This window comes from Bacteroidales bacterium (genome assembly GCA_018334875.1).
Classification (GTDB): Bacteria; Bacteroidota; Bacteroidia; order Bacteroidales; family UBA12077; genus JAGXLC01.
Genome location: JAGXLC010000438.1, coordinates 1 through 3,340, shown reverse-complemented (window position 1 = coordinate 3,340; position 3,340 = coordinate 1). Strand labels below are relative to the sequence as shown.

The 3,340-nt window shown below is 42.4% G+C and carries 2 protein-coding genes; both read right to left on the bottom strand.

Annotated elements, in window-relative coordinates:
- The coding region (locus KGY70_19455) for a hypothetical protein (GenBank protein ID MBS3777380.1) at window positions 1-1,386 on the bottom strand (1,386 nt) is incomplete at its 3' end.
- A gap of 136 nt (window positions 1,387-1,522) precedes the next feature.
- Entirely contained in the window at window positions 1,523-3,019 is a 1,497-nt protein-coding gene (locus tag KGY70_19450) for a Gfo/Idh/MocA family oxidoreductase (protein ID MBS3777379.1), read from the bottom strand.
- Window positions 3,020-3,340 lie beyond the last annotated feature (321 nt).

Genomic DNA, 3,340 nt, shown 5'->3' with positions numbered 1-3,340 from the left:
AAAATCAATAGGCCCGTGTCCGCTTTCAGCACCATAACATTCTCTACCCGGATGAACCCGGTCAATGTCGCTGCATAATCCTTTACCGTGAACATGGTTGGTGGGTGCATCGATCCCCCAAATGATCTGCCCTGTTTTGGCATCAACCATACACATTCCATTACCATCTGATTGACCAGTTTCAATAACATAATAAATTTCCAATCCGGGACGATCAGGATCTAAATCACCAACATAACAAGCATCAGGATGTCCCAGACCAGTTGACCATAATTCTGTGCCATCATTATCCAATACCGCGGAACCAAGTATCACTTCATCACGGCCATCCTGATCAACGTCTGCCGAATGCAACCAGTGAGCACCCTGGCCCCAGTAATAGTCAGGAGCATCTCGATTATCCCATTCCCAGACTAGTTTCAATGAGCCTTCAATTAACCGATAAGCCCGAACAATAATAAGGTCGTAAGTGCCCCGCTCCTCGATTAAATGCGGATGTTCACCATCAAGGTAGGCAATCCCAAGTTGATTACGGGAAGAATGATTATATCCACGCGTTAGAGGAGACGCTGGATCTGGTGGATTGATATCGTAGAACGGTTCCCGGGATATCCAGTCAGCCTGATCAATTGGCTGCCCCGTCATACCATCCAGAATGGTTAAATATTCTGGTCCGCTCTTCACCCTTCCTTCCTCATCGCGGGGATCACCTTCTCCGGTTTTTACAGCTACTTCGGCCTGACCATCACCATTGAGATCATATACCACATAAGGAGAATACCAAATACCCCGCTCAATAGACCAACCCAGGTCATACGTCCACAATGACTTACCATCATGCCGATAGGCTTCCAGTGTATACGTACCCCCACTGGGCCGCCAGTATTTGTACCATGGATCAATATTTGTATCAGGTTGTTTTATAACAAAATCATATCCACCTTTCCCATCCAGATCAGCAATGCCTACTTTCTGAAAATCATCGTTCCCATTTAGCTTAATGCTCAGATAGGAATCCGAATGTTTGTCTTGTGAGGTAATCTCATATGATTCACAGGCATCACCCTCCTTTCCCTGTATTATAGGTTTAACAGTGTATGATAACTTTTCGCCGGTGGGAGCATTTTCATCCAAATAATCGGTAGAGTTTTTAATCGGGTGATCATTGAGTTTTGTTACCGATCCGTTACCATCATTTCGATAGAGGTTAAAAGCAATACCATCAGGATCTCTTGCCAATAGCCGCCAACCCACATATATTCCCCCTTTATCCGTAGGAATAGCTACCAACCCTCGGCTTAATTGTTCTAATTGTCCATATTTTTGGACGGCTTTCTCCCAATTTTGATTTTGTGCGATGGAAGAATTGGTTAAATTCCCCACCATTAACACGACTCCTAACGACATGATAAAAACCTTAGACTGTAATATTATCCTATTTATAATCATAATCACTCCTCCTCAATTTTAAATGATGAGCTGTAGCGGGATTATCCGGATCCCGGTTCACCAGTATAGCATTCTATACCTTTTCCGGTATTACAAAAGGCGCTCTATACGTATCTTTAAGATAATAATTCGCTTCTTCACTAAATTCGCCGATGAACTGTTCATTTGTAGAATCATATTGCAATACCGGCCCCATCATCACCGGTTGTTTCCAAATATTGACTTCATTGGCAGCCAAGTGTTCCTGAAATCGTTCAAAAGCTTGCATCGCAAGGCGATCATCTCCCAGTCGTTCCCTTATTTGATTTGGCGACAAATGACTGCCCAGCGAATAAGAGATATTGCCCATATGGCACAATGATGTGGAAAGGTGGCCTTCTTCAATATTTGTTCTCAAATCTTGTTTCTTCCGGCTTCTGACCGCATTTATAAAATGAGCCTGAGGCCCCGTCTCACTTTCGGATTCAAATCTCTTCACTTCTTTTCCATCATTGTCATAGACGGTGGTGTTGTATAAATAGCCGTTCTCACAAAACACAATGACATTCATATTGGGAGATTCACTCTTGTAGGGATGAACAACCTTCTTGCCGGTAGCCGTATAACCTACAAAATCGCTCATGATCTCGGTAAACTTGTTTTCTGCAAGTCCCCTGGATTCATAAATCACCGGGATGCCATCATAATCATAAACAGCCACCTGGGTATTGGGTGTTTCTCCATCATCAAGATAACCATAACGCCCGCCATAACTCATTACTGTTTTAGGAAGGGTGTTTTTCCCCAGTATCCAGCGAACATAATCCAACTGATGGGGACCATTGTTCCCGATTTCGCCATTGCCGGTTGCCCATTGCCAATGCCAATCATAGTGCAAATTCTGACGCATCAGGGGCTCCATGGGCGCCCGGCCCAGCCAGAGATTATAATTTATATTGTCGGGTACAGCCTGAACCCCATGAACCTTACCTATACTTCTCCGACGTTTATAATTGGTTATTCTTACTTTTAGTATTTTGCCAAGATTCCCTTCATGGATATAGGCTACAGCTTTATGTCGGCTTTCATCAGAGCGCATATCCAGATCAGCTTGTACAATCCGGTTATACTTTTGTGCTGCCTCTACCATTTTACGGCCTTCCCAAATACAATGGGAAACCGGTTTTTCCACACATACATCTTTTCCGGCCTGACAAGCCCATACAGTAGCCAAAGCATGCCAATGGTTGGGAGTAACCACAGATATGGCATCCACATCCTTATCCTCCAACAACTTCCGAATATCTCTGTAAGCTTTTGGCTTGATGTTGTCTTTAGCCAAAGAGGCAACACCCCGATCAAGCACTTCCTTATCCACATCGCAAAGAGCAGCAATGCGGACACCGGGCATGTTCTTATAAGCATTGATGTGGCTCCGGCCATGAGAGCGAAATCCTGCTATGGCCACGTTAATTGTTTCATTGGCACCCAGTATTGAAGAAAAGTTGCCGAAAGCGTGAGTTGATAACAATGCACCGGCAGTACCGGCCATACTTTTTTTGATGAAAGCTCTTCTTGATATTGAATTCATAATTATTGAATTTAAGAGTATTAAAATTCTCCGATCATGAAAGATGCTTTAAAACTTGTTAAAGCAAACCAATTATTTTATGGATGTTTCAATACTTGTTTTAATATCTCCATTCATATCAAATATAAAAAAATTCAACAGGACTTTGAAAACAAAAAAGACAATACTGACAGGAAATTTCCGGCCGGATAATTATTTCCAGAAATATGTAACAAACGATTGAAACTTACTTTATTGTTATAACCAAATATCTGTTGTATTTTTGCAGGCTTTACTGACTAAAAGGCAAACTGAAAATACAGGTATCACGGAAATTGTATG